General features: G+C 44.6%; 16 protein-coding genes. 9 read left to right on the top strand and 7 right to left on the bottom strand.

All coding sequences use genetic code 11. From position 1 onward, the window contains the following. Positions 1-107: 107 nt before the first annotated feature. The 6 genes from B0E43_RS19885 to rimP all read right to left on the bottom strand — a co-directional run bounded on the left by B0E43_RS19885 (position 108) and on the right by rimP (position 8,384). Complete coding sequence (locus B0E43_RS19885) at positions 108-1,649, bottom strand: phosphatase PAP2 family protein (RefSeq protein ID WP_077353096.1); 1,542 nt, start codon at positions 1,647-1,649, stop codon at positions 108-110. A gap of 12 nt (positions 1,650-1,661) precedes the next feature. Beyond that, entirely contained in the window at positions 1,662-2,582 is a 921-nt protein-coding gene (locus B0E43_RS19880) for a transporter (RefSeq protein ID WP_077353094.1), read from the bottom strand. Between the two features lie 158 nt (positions 2,583-2,740). Further along, positions 2,741-3,286 (bottom strand): hypothetical protein, encoded by a 546-nt coding sequence (locus B0E43_RS19875; protein ID WP_217349187.1) that lies wholly within the window; start codon positions 3,284-3,286, stop codon positions 2,741-2,743. Positions 3,287-3,668: 382 nt separating this feature from the next. Then, positions 3,669-6,596 carry a translation initiation factor IF-2 gene (gene infB / locus B0E43_RS19865; protein ID WP_077353091.1) on the bottom strand — a complete coding sequence of 976 codons (2,928 nt, stop codon included), beginning with the start codon at positions 6,594-6,596 and terminating at the stop codon, positions 3,669-3,671. A gap of 64 nt (positions 6,597-6,660) precedes the next feature. Further along, complete coding sequence (gene nusA, locus B0E43_RS19860; RefSeq protein WP_077353089.1) at positions 6,661-7,905, bottom strand: transcription termination factor NusA; 1,245 nt, start codon at positions 7,903-7,905, stop codon at positions 6,661-6,663. Positions 7,906-7,910: 5 nt separating this feature from the next. Continuing rightward, entirely contained in the window at positions 7,911-8,384 is a 474-nt protein-coding gene (gene rimP / locus B0E43_RS19855; protein WP_077353087.1) for a ribosome maturation factor RimP, read from the bottom strand. 318 nt (positions 8,385-8,702) lie between these two features. Between rimP and B0E43_RS19850 the strand changes: the two genes are divergently transcribed. Genes B0E43_RS19850 through rodA form a run of 5 tightly spaced genes read left to right on the top strand, consistent with a single transcriptional unit; the run spans position 8,703 to position 14,165 of the window. Beyond that, on the top strand, positions 8,703-9,731 hold the full coding sequence (locus B0E43_RS19850) for a rod shape-determining protein (RefSeq protein WP_077353085.1): 1,029 nt from the start codon (positions 8,703-8,705) through the stop codon (positions 9,729-9,731). Between the two features lie 7 nt (positions 9,732-9,738). After that, positions 9,739-10,578, top strand: a complete 840-nt coding sequence (gene mreC / locus B0E43_RS19845; RefSeq protein ID WP_077353083.1) for a rod shape-determining protein MreC — start codon at positions 9,739-9,741, stop codon at positions 10,576-10,578. Next, complete coding sequence (locus B0E43_RS19840) at positions 10,568-11,089, top strand: rod shape-determining protein MreD (RefSeq protein ID WP_077353081.1); 522 nt, start codon at positions 10,568-10,570, stop codon at positions 11,087-11,089. Before mreC ends, B0E43_RS19840 begins: the two co-directional genes overlap by 11 nt. After that, on the top strand, positions 11,089-12,891 hold the full coding sequence (gene mrdA / locus B0E43_RS19835) for a penicillin-binding protein 2 (RefSeq protein ID WP_077353079.1): 1,803 nt from the start codon (positions 11,089-11,091) through the stop codon (positions 12,889-12,891). The genes B0E43_RS19840 and mrdA overlap by 1 nt, the downstream gene beginning before the upstream one ends. After that, entirely contained in the window at positions 12,891-14,165 is a 1,275-nt protein-coding gene (rodA, locus tag B0E43_RS19830; protein ID WP_077353077.1) for a rod shape-determining protein RodA, read from the top strand. Before mrdA ends, rodA begins: the two co-directional genes overlap by 1 nt. Positions 14,166-14,360: 195 nt before the next feature. On the opposite strand, the gene B0E43_RS19825 is transcribed toward rodA, so the two are convergent. Then, positions 14,361-15,473, bottom strand: a complete 1,113-nt coding sequence (locus tag B0E43_RS19825) for a hypothetical protein (protein ID WP_077353075.1) — start codon at positions 15,471-15,473, stop codon at positions 14,361-14,363. A 33-nt stretch (positions 15,474-15,506) separates the two neighbouring features. On the opposite strand from B0E43_RS19825, the gene B0E43_RS19820 reads away from it, so the two are divergent. The 4 genes from B0E43_RS19820 to B0E43_RS23210 all read left to right on the top strand — a co-directional run. Continuing rightward, positions 15,507-15,833, top strand: coding sequence for a 2Fe-2S iron-sulfur cluster-binding protein (locus tag B0E43_RS19820; protein WP_077353492.1), 327 nt, complete (start codon positions 15,507-15,509; stop codon positions 15,831-15,833). A 2-nt stretch (positions 15,834-15,835) separates the two neighbouring features. Continuing rightward, positions 15,836-16,420, top strand: coding sequence for a thymidine kinase (locus tag B0E43_RS19815; protein WP_077353073.1), 585 nt, complete (start codon positions 15,836-15,838; stop codon positions 16,418-16,420). 173 nt (positions 16,421-16,593) lie between these two features. Then, the gene (gene recO / locus B0E43_RS19810) at positions 16,594-17,283 is read left to right on the top strand and encodes a DNA repair protein RecO (RefSeq protein ID WP_077353071.1); all 690 of its coding nucleotides are present in this window, start codon (positions 16,594-16,596) and stop codon (positions 17,281-17,283) included. A gap of 282 nt (positions 17,284-17,565) precedes the next feature. After that, on the top strand, positions 17,566-17,894 hold a 329-nt coding region (locus B0E43_RS23210; protein WP_254423469.1), incomplete at its 3' end, for a Rho termination factor N-terminal domain-containing protein.

Here is a 17,894-nt window from a genome sequence, read left to right as displayed (position 1 = left end):
TAATTGGACTTGGTTGATTTTAAGGGAATTGCGTCAAGACTGCTGTTTTCTCAGGTTATTTCATACCAAAGAAGCAATCAGACAACTGCTCATAGACTGATCGCCAATCAATCTGCTTGGTCAAGCTGAGCTTTGGCAACTGAATAGGCGCCAACTGCTTTCCCCTGTTTCAAGCCTTCCTCTGCATCGAATCGGTAGTGGATGCCTCCATAGACTCTTGACATTGCGGCTTCATCTGCCCAGTTTTTGAATTTAGCTGCATCAGCTGGGAAGAAATGAGACAAAACTTCGGCAGCAGCAGATGAGAATGTGCTGTGTCCTGAAGTATAAGCTGGGAAGTTTGGAGTACCTAGAATCGTCTTGAAGCCGGGAATTGTCTGAATCGGACGTGGATAGTGATAGTAATATTTCGTATCCCAGCAACTGATCCCCGCATCCACGATGGCCATATTCATGTAGGCAAAAACCCGTGCGGTCCGTACAGGACTCAGGCGATTCTTAACTACTGTTTCTTTGGCAAACCGGTTCCAATGGCCTGGAGGGCTGTAGGTGTTCAGTCCATCATTCCAAAAGTTGGCAATTCTCCGCTGATCCTGGGTCAGGTTGTCTGCATAGCGTTGGAGTTCCTGAGCGTCTTTGTTGAATTCCTCAGAGCCTGGAGTAGGTGGTACTGGAGCCCGGACTACTTCTACATTGGGCACATTCCACATTTTCACTTTTCCGAAAAGCGGAGTCAAGCCCACAGGTCTTTGCGGAGTTTCCTGATTATCCCATTGCCATCCAAATCGCTGAAAGGCAGCATTTTTGATTGAATCCGATTTTGGTTTTGGAGTTTGGGCATTTTTCATCCCATCGTTTGCAGCTCTCGCAAGTGCTTTTTTAGCCACTTCTGTACCGATCAATTTTCCAGCTTCGACATCGCTGGTTACATTGATTCCTGCTATCACAAGTGATTCCAAATGCTCATCCGCCAGTTTGCTTAGGTATTCTTTTTCCAATGGAAACATGGCAGACAGAATCTCACGCGAAGTAATGGCTACAACTGCACCATCCGAAGGATAGGAATTTAACCCGTTGTCCGCATAAGCAGAGACAATTTGAGGATCTAGTACATACGGAGCTGGTCGACCAAATTTCTCCTTGTAATGCCAGGAAGTAATCAAACCGTCATACTGGGCTACGCTCAAGTAAGCCAACATCCGACTGATGTAGGGCGGATGGGCAAAAGGAAAATTAGGAGTAGCCGAAGGATCTGCTGGATTTGGCAGAGTATAGGTTCCATCTGCGTTGGGACCCGGGATCAGATTGTATTTCACTGAAAGTTCCAGTGCGATTTCATTCCAACGGATCAGAGGATTGTTGGTCCAATAGGAGACTGATTTACGCTGTTCGTCGGTAGCATTGGCAATTTTGGTTTTGGAATCCTGCAATTCCTGATTTAAGGCAGCTGAGCCTACTGCTGCGGGTGCGGGAATAACCACCTCTTCATTTCCTGACATCAAGATCAATTTCCATTCCCCTGCACCTTCGTCTAAGTCTGCAAATTCATATCCTTCATATTCCAGCTGTGAAGGCAAATCTTCCATGCACGAGCCGGTAAATGCCAGTATTGTCACTAGAAGGAATAAATATCGTAGTTGTATTTTCATTTTTGAAGTTCTTTAGAAGGCTTTAAACTGATAAGTCAATCCCAGGCCATAGCCTGAAAACTGTCCCATATTTCTACCGGAAAACATGTGGTTGTAATAGGCCAAAAAGCCTAACCCTCCACCTTTCTTCAGGTAATATTGGGCGAATCCACCAACTTGGTCGTATTCCACCTTGTTAGTTGGCTGGGGAGCATTGTAGGCTCGGATATCGTCCCCAGAGGTTGAATTCAATAGGGTTAAGGTAGCCTCAACACGAAGTTTTTTATCCAAAAACCAAGAACCAAGCGCAAGCTGAGCATTCCAAGCATCCGGCACATCCATGGTTGCGGTGTAATAGCTGCCGTCTTGGTAATAGTAATCGCGTTCGGCTTCAGTCGCGCCCCTGTGCAGGTACGCAATTGATCCCCTTAAATAAGGGCCCTTGTTCAATTCATACTGGCCGATTGCTCTCAGCCCCAGTTCATTTGCGCCAAATCCCAAGCTGAAAGGCATGTAATCAGACAAATAATTGGAGGCTGGTGTACTGAAACTGAGGTTGGAAAATACCATGAGCTTGCTTTTCTCCATGGTCTTCTCGACGAGCTGGGCTTTCAGCGAAATCCCAAAATCCTGGAACCCTTCGACTCCTGTCAATTGGCCTGCGGAAGCAGAAGTTTTTACATAAGGCAGACTGACGATCACATTGATTTTGTCAGTGATCCCGCCGACGATCATCGGCATGAGCATTTTCCGGTTGAATGTCCCGATGTTGCCATTGGTACGGAGGTAGGTCCCCTCCCAATAATGATCCCAGTTAGCATCCTCGTAGATGACGGCAATACAGATTTCGCCCTTAGGCATCATCAGTCCATCAGTCGGAGTTTGGGCATAAGTTAATTGCATCAGCCCCAAGCTTGCGAAAAGCAAGCCCAGGAACATTGATTTTAAGTTCATAGGATTAGATAGTGTGATTAGGTAATGGGTATAAACCAAAACAAATGGCACTGCCCCTGATGGAAAATCCACAACAGGGACATGGTGCCGAATGAAACGAAATACACGTCCAACAGATCAACCACTAACTGTTGGGACTAGTATTCGAAAAAAGAAAATCAGGAGAACTGTGGAGGTGGGGAGTCTAAAGTGAAATCCGGACTCATGTAAGGTGAAAAAATAAACCCAATCTTATCTTCAATAGCGTCTTGCGCTACATATTCTATCTGATAAACCTCAGCCTCAATATAATCCTTCACAAACAGCTTTAGCTGAGTTTTCCCATTCTGGTCTTGCGGAAGCTCATCCTCAGTGAGAGATGAAATCCAGCTTTTGACCGTGGTTTCCAATGCTTTTCTGGCGGTATCCGGTACATACACAATTTGCAGTGTATCGTTTTGATAGCGTTGTTTGATTGCACGGAAGAATTTCCCGTCTTTTTCGAATCGTGTATTGGTAGGCTGAAAATCTTCTTGATTGGACATGTAAGGCGCAGCGAGTGGAATCTCCATCAACAGCTCTTCCAAAGCTCCGATCTGTTCCCCGTAGATTTTTTCTTTCCAGTTACTTTCCATGGTGTACTGGTAAGAGTAATAGAATGCGTAGTAGCCAAAATGATAAATGGCGAAGCAAAGTAAAAGTGCTATGGCTACAGCTTTTCTCAAAAGAAACAGGATTGAAATCGAAAAATAGAAAAAATTCTATTCTATAATTCAAAAAACTGATGTTTACCCAAAACAAAAATACTTATTCTATAATTTGACTGAATTACAAAATATTATATTGTGATTTGTTGAATAAATTCCAGAATCCCCCAAATAAGAATTGTAATCAAAAATGATTTCCCATAAAAATTCAAGACTTTTCGTCGATTAAACCGATCCAAAAACCATAAAACAAGTACCGGACGATACATTCCAAGTAGAATACTTAGGAGAAAAAAAGAAGAAAAGATTAATACGAAAACCTGGATTGCTGTTAGCATGGTCTAAAAATAAAAAGGAACGACGAAAGCCGTTCCTTTTTTATGGTCAATCCCTTGAAGGATTATTTTTTACGCTTAATCTCCTTCATTTCGTAGCCTTCGATCGTATCATCGACTTCGATGTTGTTGAAGTTTTTGATGGAGATACCACATTCGTAACCGGCCTTCACTTCAGAAACATCGTCTTTGAATCGCTTCAACTGATCGATCTCTCCTTCGTGGATTACAATACCTCCTCGGATTACGCGGATCTTGTTCTTTCTGGTGATAAATCCATCTGTCACATAAGAACCGGCAACTGTACCGATCTTGGTGATTTTGAAGATCTCTCTTACGATAATGTTACCGGTGATGATTTCTTCAAACTCCGGCTCCAGCATACCTTCGATCGCATCCTTGATCTGATTGATCGCATCGTAAATGATTGAGTAATGACGGATTTCGATTTCTTCCTGCTCGGCAAGTTTTTTGGCATTGGAGGAAGGTCTCACCTGGAAGCCCAGGATAATTGCATCAGAAGCTGAAGCCAACAACACATCCGATTCAGAAATCTGACCCACACCCTTATGGATAATGGATACTTTGACTTCATCTTTGGAAAGTTTCAACAAGGAATCGGAAAGCGCTTCAACCGATCCATCCACGTCACCTTTGATGATGATGTTAAGCTCCTTGAAGCTACCGATTGCCAAACGGCGACCGATTTCATCCAATGTAATATGCTTCTTGGTGCGCAAGCTTTGCTCACGCTGAATCTGCTCCCTTGAATTGGCAATTTCTCTTGCTTCACGTTCGGTGTCGTACACCTTGATCGTATCACCAGCCTGTGGAGCTCCACCGAGACCCAACACCTGAACAGGAGTTGACGGCCCAGCTTCTTTCAATTTTTTACCAGTGTGATCAAACATTGCTTTCACACGGCCATAGTGCTGACCTGCCAACATGATATCTCCGACACGAAGGGTACCTGACTGAACCATGATAGTCGAGACATATCCACGCCCTTTGTCCAAGGAGGCTTCCACAACTGTACCTACCGCATTTTTATTTGGATTGGCTTTCAGTTCCAGGATTTCCGCTTCCAGCAACACTTTTTCAAGGAGTTCATCGATACCCTGACCTGTTTTGGCAGAAATATCCTGAGACTGGTATTTACCACCCCACTCTTCAATGAGGAGGTTCAAATTTGCCAATTCTTCCTTGATTTTAGCTGGATTGGCATTAGGCTTATCCACTTTGTTGATTGCAAAAATCATCGGAACACCTGCTACCTGAGCGTGATTAATCGCTTCTTTGGTTTGAGGCATGATGCTGTCGTCTGCGGCAATTACAATGATTGCAATATCCGTGATTTTAGCACCACGGGCACGCATCGCCGTAAAGGCTTCGTGACCAGGAGTATCCAAGAAGGCGATCTTATGGCCGTCTTTGGTCTTCACGTCATATGCACCGATGTGCTGGGTGATCCCCCCGGCCTCAGCCGCTGTCACTTTGGACATTCTGATGTAATCCAGCAAGGAAGTTTTACCATGATCGACGTGACCCATAATGGTTACAATCGGTGCTCTTTCGATCAGATCTCCTTCCTCATCAGCTGCTTCTTCTACCATTTCATCTTCGATGGATTTGGTAAATTCCACGTCATAGCCGAATTCATCTGCGATTATAGTGATCGCCTCAGCATCCAATCTTTGGTTGATCGAAACGAACATACCCAAAGACATACAAGTTGAAATGATCTGATTAACAGATACGTCCAACAAAGCTGCAAGGTCATTTGCCGAGATAAACTCGGTTACTTTCAATACTTTGGACTCTTCACCCTCTACTTCAGTATCACGGTCTCTTTCAGCGCGTTTATCTCTACGGGTTTGTGTCTTTTTTCCTCCCGGTTTTGATCCCTGAAGGCGAGCCAAAGTCTGCTTGATCTGATCCTGGATTTCCTTAGGAGTAGGTTCGGCCTTTTGTACCCGCTGGGGAGGCTGATTGCCTCCTGGTCTTTGTTGATTGCCACCAGGTCTTTGGCCTGCCGGTCTTGGAGCGCCTCTTTGGTCTTGTGGTGGTCTGTTAGCAGCACCTTGTCCCCCTTGTCCACCTTGACCGCTTTGGCCACCTTGATTGGGTGTTCCTGGTTTATCAATTCTCTTTCGGGGACGTTTTTTATCCCTATTTCGTTCATCTGAAGAGGCCACAGGGCCACTCTTTTTCTTAGGACGATCTACTGGCAACTCAATCTTTCCGAGTACTGTCAATCCTTTAAGAGAATCTGCTTTTGCGGCGATCACCTGATCCTGAACCGGTTCTTCTTTTACAGGCTGGGGGGCCGGTTTTGGAGCTTCCTGAACTGGTGTAGGAGTGGGTGCAGGAGTTGGTGCTTGTGTTGGTTTTGGAGCTTGATGAACAGGCTTATTCTGTTGATTTGGATTTGGTCTCCTTGGATCTTGGGGCTTTTCATACCTCTGAGGAGAACCAGACTTTTGACCTTGTCCAGGCTTTTGTCCTTGATGTTGCTTTTGGCCCTGGCCCTGGTTTTGAGCAGGTGCGGGTTTTGTTCCCAGGTCAATTTTTCCCAGGATTTTGATGCCTTCCAATTTGGGAGCATCGGGCGTAGCTTTTTCCGGTTCCGGTGTTGGTACTGGAGCTGGAGCTGGCGTTGGCGTTGGTGTAGGATCAGGTGCGGCAGATTTTGGTTCTTCCTTATGAACCGGTGCAGGAGCCGGTTCTGGGGCTTTTTCCTGCTTTGGTATTTCAGGTTCGAGCGAAATAGGCTCGTGACGCTTCCCTATTGAAAGGTGGGAAGCTTCCTCTTTTTCAAGGGCTGAGGATTTGAACTCCTTCTCCAGCATAGCCACTTGTTCCATGGTTATTTTGGAATTAGGATTGTTCTCGACCTCAAAGCCCTTTTTAGCCATTGACTCAACGATGGTTGCCGTACCCACGTTGAGCTTTCTGGCTATTTGGCCTAAACGCATCATTTTATCTTCTGACATAAGCAAAAACCTCTTTCGAAATTCTAAGTAAAATTAGGGTATTCTAAGGGGGAAGTCCCCCTTTTTATTGTTCAAATTCTTGTCTGAGGATTCTGAAAATTTCATCGACTGTTTCTTCCTCCAATTCAGTACGACGCGTCAGGTCCTCTTTGGTCAGTGCCAACACACTCTTGGCGGTATCCAAACCTGTCTTTTTCAATTCTTCGATAATCCAAGCATCAATTTCGTCCACGAATTCATTCAGATCTACATCTTCATCATCGTATTCGTTCAATTCACGGAATACATCTATTTCATATCCTACCAATCGGCTTGCCAACTTGATGTTGAACCCGCCTTTTCCGATTGCCAATGAAACCTGATCAGGCTTCAGGAAAACAGAAATCCGCTTTCTGTCCTGGTCCACAGTGATTGAGGATACTTTTGCAGGGCTCAGTGCCCGGGTCACATACAAATCAAGGTTTTCGGTAAAGTTGATCACGTCGATATTTTCGTTCTGCAATTCACGCACCACAGCGTGGATTCGAGAACCTTTCATACCTACGCAAGCACCTACCGGGTCAATCCTGTCATCATAAGATTCTACTGCAACTTTGGCTCTTTCACCTGGTTCACGGACGATTTTCACGATGGTGATCAGGCCGTCGTACACTTCAGGAACTTCATTTTCAAACAATCTTTCCAAGAATACTGGGGAAGTTCTGGACAAAATGATCTTCGGATTTCCGTTGATCATATCTACCCGATGTACGATCGCCTTGACGGTGTCTCCTTTTCTGAATCGGTCTTTGGAAATCTGCTCACCTTTTGGAAGAATCAGTTCATTTCCTTCGCCATCGATCATGAGGATCTCACGACCCAAGATCTGGTAAACTTCCGCAGAGATGATTTCTCCTACCTGCTCCTCGTATTTGTTATATAGAATGTCCTTTTCAAGATCCTTGATCCGCTGGATCAAAGTCTGACGGGCCATCTGCACGGCACGGCGACCAAACTCTTCAAGTTCGATCTTTTCATATACTTCCTCTCCAATTTCAAAATCGGGCTCAATTTTTCTAGCCTCTGTGAAACTGATTTTGTCAAAATCCCAAATATCTTCAGAGTTGTCGTCGACAATTTCACGAATTCGGAAAATCTCCAGGTCACCTTTGTCAGCATTGATCGTGACGTCAAAGTTTTCGTCAGTCTCAAACTTTTTACGGATCATTGCTCTGAACACGTCTTCCAGAATACGGATCATGGTAGGTCGATCCACATTTTTAGATCTCGCAAACTCTGCGAAGGATTCTATTAAGATTTTGGCATCCATTTGAGTTATTTAAAAGATACTTGTACGATAGATTTCTTGATTTCAGCGAAAGGGACAAGGAGCTCCTCTTCGGTGGCTTTTTTCCCCTTTTCCTTCTTCTTCACCAATAACTTTACCCCTTCCGAATCCATTTCGAGTAATTTACCCAAAACATCAGTCCCAGAGGCCAGGGTCAATTTCAGCTCACGGCCGATATTTTTCTGATACTGCCTCCTACTGCTGAGCGGAAAGTCAAGTCCAGGAGAAGAAACTTCAAGCACATAGGCTTCTCCGATCATTTCTTTTGCTTCCAACTCTTCAGACACCGCACGGCTGACCTTTGCACAAGCTTCTATGGTGATCCCCTGATCTGCATCAATGAGAATCAACACCCGGGTTTTGCCCGCTTTTTCTTCCAATTTCACTTCCACTACGAAGTGAGAATCATTGGGAAGATGCTTTTCCACCAATTCTTCGATAGCTTGTCTCAGTTCAGTCATACGTTTGAATAATGAAAGAGGGGACTTGTTGTCCCCTCCAGAAACTTTCGAATACGGTGCAAAAGTAATAGAAAGAATTCCGAAATGCAAAAGGGGACGCTCTAATCCAGTTAAATAGAAATTTTTACCGGAAAATTCCCAAAAATTCCTCCCAAGGCAGCAATCAGTAATTCATTTACACTCAGGAAACAAAAAAATCTTCTTTATCTGAGTTTTGTCGATATAAGATAATAATTTTGCCGACCCGCGTTTAGAAACGGTACTCAGGTACTATCTTAAACATCAAACTCCAATAAAAAGTCAATCAACAAGTATAAAATGGGATTATTTGATTTTTTCTCTAGTGATATAGCCATCGATTTGGGTACTGCAAACACCCTTATCATACACAAAGATAAAATTGTGGTGGATGAGCCATCCATCATTGCAATCGATAAGACAACGAATCGCGTGCTTGCCGTGGGCCGAGAGGCCATGAACATGCACGAAAAAACCCACGAGAACATCAAGACCATCCGTCCCCTCAAAGACGGTGTGATTGCTGACTTCTATGCTGCAGAGCAAATGATCCGTGGGTTGATCAAAATGATCCCGGGTCAGAAAAAGGGGATGTTTCCCCAGTCTCACCGAATGGTAATCTGTATCCCGTCAGGGATTACGGAAGTGGAAAAAAGAGCCGTTCGTGACTCCGCCGAGCATGCCGGGGCAAAGGAAGTGTACATGATCTATGAACCCATTGCTGCTGCAATCGGGATCGGGATCGACATCGAAAAGCCCATGGGCTCCATGATTGTAGATATCGGAGGTGGTACCACTGAGATTGCTTTGATTGCGCTTTCAGGTATTGTCGCAGATCAGTCAATCCGTGTTGCAGGTGATACTTTCACCAAGGACATTTTGGATTACATGCGCCGACAGCACAATTTGTTGATCGGTGAGCGTTCGGCTGAAAAAGTCAAAATCGCAATCGGATCAGCACTTACCGAACTGGACGATGCTCCAGACGATTATGAAATCCGAGGACGTGACTTGATGACCGGTATTCCAAAAGTAATCAAGGTCTCCTATTCTGAAATTGCCTTTGCATTGGACAAATCAGTGTCAAAAATTGAAGAGGCAGTATTGAAAGCTTTGGAGATTGCACCACCGGAACTTTCTGCTGACATTTATGACAACGGGATTCACCTGACCGGTGGTGGAGCACTTCTGAAAGGTCTTGACAAAAGATTGCATCAAAAAACCAAGCTTCCAATCCACATCGCCGAGGATCCTCTGCGAGCCGTGGTAAGAGGCACAGGCACTGCCCTGAAAAATATTCAAAACTTCCGAACCGTCCTGATGACTTAAGTACTGAATGCTACGCATCCTCCAGTTCCTTTACCGAATAAGAGCATTTATCTTGTTCGTTTTTCTTGAAGTGGCGGCAATCTGGATGATTGTCTCCAACAATTCTCCACAGGGTGCAGCTTTCTTCAACAGTTCCAATGACCTGATCGGGTCAGTATTGAAACAACAAGCAGACGTAGTTCAGTTTTTTTCTTTGGCAGAGGACAATGAAGCTTTGACTTCAGAAAACGCCGAAATCCTTCAAAAACTTCTGCTCCTGCAGGTTAAACCTGACAGCGTGTCATTCACTTTGGATTCAGCTTTTGCTGCTACCTATCAGTTCAAGGGAGCGCGGGTGATCGGCAACTCGTTGCGGTTTTCCCAGAATTACCTGACTTTGAACAAAGGCTCCAAGGACGGGATCAAGCCCGGCATGGGGATATTCAATCCTGATGGTGTGGTGGGTCGTGTAAAATCTGTATCAGAAAATTATTCTGTGGCATTTTCCTTGCTGAATACCGGATTGATGGTCTCTTCAAAAATCAAATCCACAGATGTATTTGGTTCTGTCCAATGGGACGGTAAAAGTTCTTCGGAGGCGAGGTTGCTTTTCGTGCCCCGTCACGTGAAAACACAAGAAGGAGACACAATAGTTACCTCGGGATTCAATGCGGTATTTCCGGAAGGAATCCTAATCGGGATAATCTCCAAGGTAGCACCTGACGAAAAAGATCCGAATTACCTGAACCTTACCATCAAACTCAGTACAGATTTCAGCAAGGTAAGCTATGTATATCTTGTTGAAAACACCCAATTCAACGAACTGGATTCGCTTTATCGTCAATCTGAGGTAAGCAATGAATATTAGAAATCTGATTTCCTATCTACTGCTGATCATTTTCCTGGGAGTGGTTCAGATTTTCTTTTTGAAAAACCTGGCCCTTTTTGGAGTGGCATTTGTTTTCATTTACCTGCTCGGAATTTTGATTTTACCAATTTCCATCCGAACAGTGCCTTTACTTCTTATTGCCTTTGGTCTGGGGTTTTTGCTGGATGTTTTCTACGAAACGATCGGGATGCATACTGCCGCAGCTACTTTCCTGGCATTTTCAAGATCGCTTTGGCTTCGGGCCATCAGCCCGACCGGAGGATATGTGGATACGGAAGAACCTTCCCTTTCGGAAATGGGATTTGGCTGGTACCTGAGCTATTCCCTCCCCCTTATTTTCGCCTATTCAGTAGTGTTTTTTACAGCCGATCAGTGGGGAACTGGGGGCTTTTTGGGAGTGCTTAACAAAAGCTTTTTTTCCTCAATTTTCACCTGCCTTTTGGTTATACTTGTACAACTACTGTTCTTCAAACGCAGGAGGGGAATCTGATGAAAGACCAAAGACCTGTAGTCATTCTCATCTTTATTTTCCTGGTGAGCATTATCCTGCTTACCAAACTTTTCCTGATTCAGGTGGTGGATGACAGCTTTATGAAAAGAGCTGAAAGCAATGCCATCCAAAGGATTGTGGATCACCCCTATCGCGGACTGGTGTACGACAGAAATGGAAAGCTGCTCGTGTTCAACAATCCGATTTTTGATGTTATGATCGTGCCCAAAGAGTTCAAAGTGGGTGATACGACCCGCTTTTGCGAACTTTTTAAAATTTCCAAGGAGCAATTGATCGAGTCGTATACCGCTGCGCGGAAATATTCTTCGGTAAAGCCCTCCACCCTGATCAAGCAATTTTCAACAAAAGATTTTGCTCGAATCCAGGACTTCCTTGTGGATTACCCGGGTTTGTTCATTACAACCCGCTCTGTCCGTTCCTATCCTAATTCCACGGCAGCACATGCTTTGGGATATATCGGAGAGATCAGTGCCGGACAACTCGATCGCGACACGGTGAAATACTATGCACAGGGAGACTATGTGGGATTGGCAGGCATGGAGCGGTTTTATGAAAATGAACTCCGCGGCAGAAAAGGTGTCAAATACAAAATGGTCAATGTCCGTGGTGTAGACAAAGGACCTTTCAAAGATGGGGAATATGACACTGCCTCAGTAGCGGGTAGAAATGTCACCTCCACCATTGACATGGATCTTCAATTGTACGGGGAACTATTGATGGCAGGAAAAACAGGTTCCGTGGTGGCAATCGAGCCAAAAACCGGAGAAATTCTGGCCATGATCTCTGCTCCATTCTATGATCCAAACGGGTTGACAGGTGCCGACTTTTCTAAAAGCTATCGCAAACTGAATAACGATCCGAGCAAACCGCTTTTCAACAGGCCCATCATGGCGACCTATCCTCCGGGATCAATTTTCAAGATCGTGCAGAGTTTGATCGGCCTACAGGAGGGCATTCTATTTCCAGAAACTACTTTCCCCTGCAACAAATCATTGGTTGCTTGCCACAATCATCCCAATCCCGTAAATCTCTTTGGGGCCATACGAAATTCATGCAACCCGTATTACCATCAGGCATTCCGTCAAATTATTAACCGGGAAGTTTCCTCCAATACCTTCAAAGACACAGAAATCGGCCTGAATGCCTGGAGAGAAAGTGTTTTGAAGTTTGGATTGGGAGGAACTTTGGGCGTGGATATGACCAATGAAAAAGGCGGATCGATCCCATCAAGCAAGCTTTATGACAGAGTTTATGGAGAGGGGCATTGGAAGTATTCCACGATTTATTCCCTATCGATCGGGCAGGGAGAAATGCTCGTGACTCCGTTACAGATGGCTAATCTTGCGGCCATTTTTGCAAACAAAGGTTATTACTACACGCCTCACTTGATCAAGGAACTGGACGGAGATCCGACTTTGATTCCTGCAAAATACCAGATCAAGAATGACGTGGGAATAGATGCCCACCATTTTGACCTGATACAGGATGCCATGGCTGAAGCACTTTATGGTACGGCAAACCGGGCAGTTATTAAGGATTTGGTGATTGCGGGTAAAACCGGAACAGCTCAAAACCCACACGGTGAGGATCACTCGGTATTCATCGCTTTTGCTCCAAAGGACAATCCCAAAATTGCTATAGCAGTCTATGTGGAAAATGCCGGCTGGGGAGGTAGGGCAGCAGCAAGTACCGCTTCTCTGATGATTGAAAAATATCTGAAAGGTGAAATAACGCGTCCAGCACTTCAGGAATACGTTTTGGCAGGAAACTTTATCAACTGATGCGAGAATCGGATATCAATATCAACCGGGTGGATTGGATCGCAGTTTCGATTTATTTCGCGCTGGTCATGATCGGGTGGTTTAATATCTATGCGGCAGTTTACGACGGTCAGGCCGAAAAAAGTATTTTTGACTTTTCGATCAACTCAGGAAAACAGTTGGTTTGGATAGGGACAGCCATCATGCTGATTACTATCATTATGGTCGCTGATTCGAGATTTTTTGAAAATTTGTCCCTCTTTATCTATCTGGCATTTATTGGGCTGTTGATCATCACCCCTTTTGTGGGTAAAGAGGTAAATGGTCAGATACTTTCAATCGGCTTCGGGGATTTTCGGATTCAGCCGGGAGAGTTTGCAAAATTTGCCACCGGACTGGCCTTGGCAAAGGTAATGGAGCGACCGACCTTTGACCTTTCCAAAAAGAACTACCAAGTCATCGCATTTGGGGTCTTGCTGGTTCCGGTTATTTTGATCCTCCTTCAACCGGATACAGGTACAGCCATGGTTTACTTTGCCATGCTTCTCATGTTTTACCGTGAAGGATTGCCATCGATTTATTATGTTTTGGGATTTGGATTTGCAGCTATAGCTCTATTAGGCTTGGGTGTTGAAAACAACCTCTTCCTTGCAGGGACAATTGTTGTAGTTGTGTTGATTTTGATTTTTCTCGGAAAAAGAACCTGGCAACGGGTTGTTGCTTTTTCCCTGATAGGCTTGGGATTGATAGCATTTATCTATTCACTGGATTTTGTGGTTTCCAAACTCCCCGAGCATCAGCAAAACCGGATCATGGTTTTGTTCAATCCAAATATTGATCCGCTTGGGGTAGGCTGGAACGTGACTCAATCCAAAATTGCTATCGGATCCGGAGGGTTATTCGGAAAAGGCTATCTGGAAGGAACCCAGACCAAGTTTGACTTCGTGCCCGAACAGCACACGGATTTTATCTTCTGTACTCTGGGCGAAGAATTCGGCTGGTTTGGCAGTTTGGTGGTGATCAGCCTATTTGTTGGCTTACTGTATCGTTTGATCATCATGGCCGAACGCCAAAAAACCCGGTTTACCAGAATCTATGGCTATTGTGTAGTTTCGATTCTGCTTTTCCACTTCATGGTCAATATCGCAATGACCATCGGATTGTTTCCTGTGGTCGGGATTCCCCTGCCATTTTTCAGCTATGGAGGGTCTTCACTTTGGTCCTTCACCGTTTTGCTTTTCATCTTTATCAAAATGGATTCCTCACGGGCGACTCAGCTGGGAAGATTGGGGTGAAGGCAGTAGGCAGTGATCAGTAGGCAGTGATCAGTCCCAGTTTGCAGCGGGCAAATTTACATTGCGCTGTGACAGTGGGCAGGATGTAAGTGGTGAACAGTTAGTAGTATGTTGAAGTGATCCAGACCACTTACTTTTTACTTCTCACTACATACAAAACAACAAAAAGGCTTTCTCTCCAAGATTTCAGCTAGACTAGTCCGCGTATTTCCGGTAGACCAGCTGGAGAAATTCCCGAACGGCCTCTGAGTCTGTTTTCCAATCCAATTCCGAAACATACCTGGAATTGATCAAATCCACTGCAGCATCAAAAGATCCAGCCTCATCGATAGACTTCAGTGCATGCCGGAGCAGGTCAGCATTCCCATCAAATAATTCTTTGGTAAACATAAAGCGCTGATTCAGGGCGAGACTTTCCGAAAGCTCACCGATGATCCCTTTCATTCCCCGATAAGATTCCATCGCAAAATGAGCCTTCAGTTTAGAAGCCTCCAAAGAAGCACCTCCACTGATGAATGGCTTTTTCACCGGAGGTGCAATATCTACCGCCTGCTTTGGCTGGATAGGTTCAGCTGGAGGGGGCGAAGCTTGTTGGAAGCTGCGATTCTCCTCTATCTTTTCAAAAAAAGAAGATTGCGTCTCGGGAACACTTACCACATCCGGTTGAACTTCGGAAGTGTCAGGTTTATTTTCCAGGTATAGGTCCATGTCAAAAGCTTTGACATCTCCCAAAGTGGCCAAAAGAAGGTTTACCGATTCAAAGGAATCTTTCACGACCTGGTAATTGGCTGCAATTGCCCTCAGGTAAGCATCCGAATCATGTCCAAATCCAGTTTTGTCAATCAGGAAAACAACCGCTTTGTCATGCCACTTATAGTATTTTTTATTTTCTCTGAGGAATTCATTGATTTTTCCTGCTGGTGCTTTTCCGATTTCTTTTTGATAAAATGAGACCGGGTCTGTGGCCACTTGAATAGCCTGGCATACGGCTTCTTGGACCAAAGGCTCAAGATTGGTTCTCTCAACCTTAATTCTTCGGGACAGCACATTCATAAACTGGGTGAGCGCTTCATGGACCGCGATATCGCGATAATCAAAATAGGGACTGCTTTTTAGCTTCGCGAGCTCTTCCTGCCAAAGTTCAAACAGCCGTTTAATGATAAAAAAATTGACCTGAGTACTGCTGGTAAGCTGGATGATATCCTGACCTGTGATAAATTGCCGGCTGGAGAAAAATCGCTCACATACCAGACGAGCATAGTCACGGGAATAATTTTCTAAATAATTGCTGTTAATTTGAACTGTCATGAGTGGGTCTTGTTTTCAAAAGCAAACGAACAAATGCCCCGAATAGTCATTCAAAACCTGGGAAATCTTTCAATTGATTCGGAGCGCACTGATCGTAAAGTTATCGAATTAATTCATGAAAACGGTACGGATTGGATGCATGCCTGTGGGAAAAAAGGCCGGTGTACGACCTGCAAAATGATCGTGGTCAAGGGTCTGGAAAACCTGAGTCCGGAGACCGAAGTTGAATTAATATACCGACGCCAACATCGGCTTCGTACCAATGAAAGACTCTCTTGCCAAACCCAACTTTTGGAAGGCGAACTGATCATCCGGGTGGCAGAAATCAACAAATTCCCGCATTTAGCATATACTGAGTAACGATGTTTATTGAACCTTCTCTGAGCAACCGCCGACAAACCGAAAAGAAAGGACAGATCGAAGTGATCTGCGGCTCGATGTTTTCCGGCAAGACAGAAGAACTGATACGGAGGCTTACCCGCGCTAAGTTGGCCAGACTGAAGGTGGAAATCTTCAAGCCTTCCATTGACCGCAGATACCACGAATCGGATGTAGTCTCCCACAATGAAAACTCCATCAGATCCACTCCGGTCCAATTTGCCGGGGACATTCTGTTGCTCAGCGGTGACTGCGATGTGGTCGGTATAGACGAGACACAGTTTTTCGATGAAGAAATCGTCCGGGTAGTTCAGCTATTAGCCAATCAGGGTAAGCGGGTAATTTTGGCAGGTCTGGATATGGATTTCGAGGGGAAACCCTTTGAGCCCATGCCAAGGCTGATGGCGATTGCAGAGTATGTAACCAAAGTCCACGCGATCTGCATGAAATGCGGAGACTTGGCTGCTTTTTCACTGAGACTTTCCAGTGCAAAAGAAAAGGTGGTTTTAGGGGAAAAAGACAGCTATGAGGCGCGGTGTCGCAAATGTTTTTTGGAGGATAAAAGGTGAAGGGATGTCGGATTTCGGATGTGGAATTTCGGATTGAAAAAACAGGAAGGTAGAGACGAAGGTAGGGTTAAGGCCGTAAATCAAAAATCGTAAATGGCTGATTGGAAAAATAGGTTGAATGTGGAGCGACGGAATTTCGAATCTCAAATTTCGAATCTCAAATCACCGTTCCAATGATCCGCAAAACTTCAGGCATTGTGCTCAGTTCGATCCGATACAAGGACACGAGCATCATTGTGAAGATTTTCACCCGGGAGTTGGGACTGAAATCGTATCTGGTCAATGGGGTGAGAAGCATGGGAAAAGGGTCCAAAATGGCGCTTTACCAACCGCTGACCTTACTCGACCTGGTGGTCTATGACAAAGAAAACGCCGGGCTTCAACGGATTTCAGAAGCCAAACTCCAAAGTGCCCATCAGCGGATTCCTTTCGAGTTTTCTCGTACCAGCATTGCTTTGTTTATGACTGAAGTGATCAACCGGAGCATTTATGAAAACTACCAAAATGAGGGATTATTTGATTTCCTCGCCAAAAGTGTGAGTATTCTGGATCTGCCAGATACGCATCTATCCCATTTCCCTTTGGTCTTTTTGATTGAAAAAGCCAAGTTTTTGGGCTTTTCCCCGGAGGAACCTGAAGGATTTATTCTCGAATCTAAAAATCAGCCATTTAGCCCAAACGAACTTTCCCCAATCCTTGAATATCTTCAAAATCTTCAGGATGAAAAGTACCTTTGCCGGGTGAAAATCCCCGTGACACTCAGGCGAAAACTCCTCGATCACCTCCTAAACTTCTATGCCGAACAGATGGATAATCCCAGCCCATTCAAATCCCTGACCATAATTAGACACCTGATGGAGTGACAAATCCAGAACTTTTGCACACTTTGAGCGGAGAGGGTGATTCGTTAATAGTTAATTGGTTAATCGTTAATCGATATTAGTGGACTGCCGAATGTGAATTGTTGGCTATTATCCGCTTTTTTAAAATTAGATTTTAACCTACAGGCTAAGTAGCGGATAATAATGATCTCAAATCTCAAACTTTCAATCTCGAATTCAATTCCCTGACTTTCAAAAAACTGGATCGAAACAAAAAATTTGTTAAATCCAAAAGCATGGGTTAATATTGTGCCATCACCGTGTATGAGCAAGTCAGCCCGCTTTGACTTGAGCTTTTCCTGCAGACCTTTTTTGCTCAGAAAATCATCCACGATCCCAAATACCGCATTTACAACATCATATTTATTTCATACCCTCTTTATGTATAACATAGAAGAACTCAGAATCAGGCTTTTATCTGAACTGAAGGAGATTGCTGAGGAGCTAGGAGTGAAAAACTTCAAAGGCCTCAAGAAAGACGAACTAGTCTACGCAATCCTCGACCAACAGGCCATCACCCCAGAGCAGGCCCTTCCCAAAAAAAAGCCTTCTGTAGTGGAAACCCAGCCCACTGAAGCAGAAAAACCCTCCCC

It is taken from the genome of Algoriphagus sp. A40, from assembly GCF_002002735.1.
Lineage (GTDB): Bacteria > Bacteroidota > Bacteroidia > Cytophagales > Cyclobacteriaceae > Algoriphagus.
Note: the sequence above shows the minus strand (reverse complement) of the source record. Positions and strands in the feature narration are given on the sequence as shown.

Coding starts and splice junctions, on each gene's coding strand:
- rimP (WP_077353087.1), bottom strand. CDS start 8,384: ATGACTGAACTGAGACAAGCTATCGAAGAATTGGTGGAAAAGCATCTT.
- B0E43_RS19880 (WP_077353094.1), bottom strand. CDS start 2,582: ATGAACTTAAAATCAATGTTCCTGGGCTTGCTTTTCGCAAGCTTGGGG.
- rodA (WP_077353077.1), top strand. CDS start 12,891: ATGCGAGAATCGGATATCAATATCAACCGGGTGGATTGGATCGCAGTT.
- mrdA (WP_077353079.1), top strand. CDS start 11,089: ATGAAAGACCAAAGACCTGTAGTCATTCTCATCTTTATTTTCCTGGTG.
- B0E43_RS19840 (WP_077353081.1), top strand. CDS start 10,568: ATGAATATTAGAAATCTGATTTCCTATCTACTGCTGATCATTTTCCTG.
- recO (WP_077353071.1), top strand. CDS start 16,594: ATGATCCGCAAAACTTCAGGCATTGTGCTCAGTTCGATCCGATACAAG.
- B0E43_RS19825 (WP_077353075.1), bottom strand. CDS start 15,473: ATGACAGTTCAAATTAACAGCAATTATTTAGAAAATTATTCCCGTGAC.
- infB (WP_077353091.1), bottom strand. CDS start 6,596: ATGTCAGAAGATAAAATGATGCGTTTAGGCCAAATAGCCAGAAAGCTC.
- B0E43_RS19820 (WP_077353492.1), top strand. CDS start 15,507: ATGCCCCGAATAGTCATTCAAAACCTGGGAAATCTTTCAATTGATTCG.
- B0E43_RS19885 (WP_077353096.1), bottom strand. CDS start 1,649: ATGAAAATACAACTACGATATTTATTCCTTCTAGTGACAATACTGGCA.
- nusA (WP_077353089.1), bottom strand. CDS start 7,905: ATGGATGCCAAAATCTTAATAGAATCCTTCGCAGAGTTTGCGAGATCT.
- B0E43_RS19850 (WP_077353085.1), top strand. CDS start 8,703: ATGGGATTATTTGATTTTTTCTCTAGTGATATAGCCATCGATTTGGGT.
- mreC (WP_077353083.1), top strand. CDS start 9,739: ATGCTACGCATCCTCCAGTTCCTTTACCGAATAAGAGCATTTATCTTG.
- B0E43_RS19815 (WP_077353073.1), top strand. CDS start 15,836: ATGTTTATTGAACCTTCTCTGAGCAACCGCCGACAAACCGAAAAGAAA.